At 46.2% G+C, this 1,004-nt stretch carries 1 protein-coding gene; it reads left to right on the top strand.

What is annotated here, in order from left to right; translation table 11 throughout:
* A partial coding sequence (locus tag A3729_RS02745; protein WP_156497596.1) for a molybdopterin-dependent oxidoreductase occupies nucleotides 1-1,004 on the top strand: 1,004 nt, incomplete at both ends.

The following is a 1,004-nucleotide window of genomic DNA, read 5'->3' as shown; positions in this document are numbered from 1 at the left end:
CCATCACTTGGAACAGAGCGTTTGATTTAGTTGCAAACAAAATTGGTGATATTCAACAACAGCACGGTAAAAATGCTGTAGGTGCCTACCTTGGTAATCCGAACACCCATCATCACGGCAATATTCTATTTGCACCAATGCTGCTGAAAGCACTGCGTACCCGCAATAAATTTTCTGCCACCTCCAATGACCAGCTACCGCATATGCAGGCAAATCTGGAACTGTTTGGGAATCAATATTTATTCCCAGTGCCTGATATTGATCATATGGATTTGTTTATTCTTCTCGGCAGTAATCCGGCAGCATCAAATGGTAGTTTAATGAGCGCGCCTGACTATTCAGCAAGGCTCAAGAAAATCATTAAGCGTGGCGGTGAGGTGATTCTACTTGACCCAAGAAAGACTGAAACAGTCAAAACAAGTACCGAGCATTTATTCATCAAACCCGGTACCGATGCCTTCCTGATACTCGGAATTATTAACACTTTATTTAATGAGAATTTAATCGAGACAGGCCGGCTATCAAGCCATCTTGAAGGGATCGCCGAAATACAGCTTATCTCGTCCGACTTCAACCCAGAGCACGTGAGCAGCATTACAGGTGTTACCGCCGAAGATATCAGAACACTAGCCCGCAAACTGGCTACCACCCCAAGGGCTTGCCTGTTCGGTAGAATGGGCACCTCAACTCAGGAGTTTGGTGGCCTGGCGACCTGGTTAGTTTATGTGGTAAATATTCTGACAAACCATATGGATGAGCGCGGCGGTTTAATGTTTAGCAAACCCGCAGCAGATATGGTTGAGCTAGCAGCATGGACAGGCCAAAAAGGCCATTATAATCGTTATCAGAGCCTTTCAGGTCTACCGGAATTTGGTGGAGAATTGCCTGCCAGCACCATGGCTGACCAAATCCTCTTGCCTAGTGATGAGCAGATAAAAATGATGATCGTCATGGCTGGCAATCCTGTGCTCAGCAGCCCGAATGGTCAGCACCTTGATCAAGCC

Source organism: Oleiphilus sp. HI0043 (genome assembly GCF_001634935.1).
The sequence above is the reverse complement of the archived record's forward strand: the minus strand, read 5'-3'. Positions and strand labels throughout refer to the sequence as shown.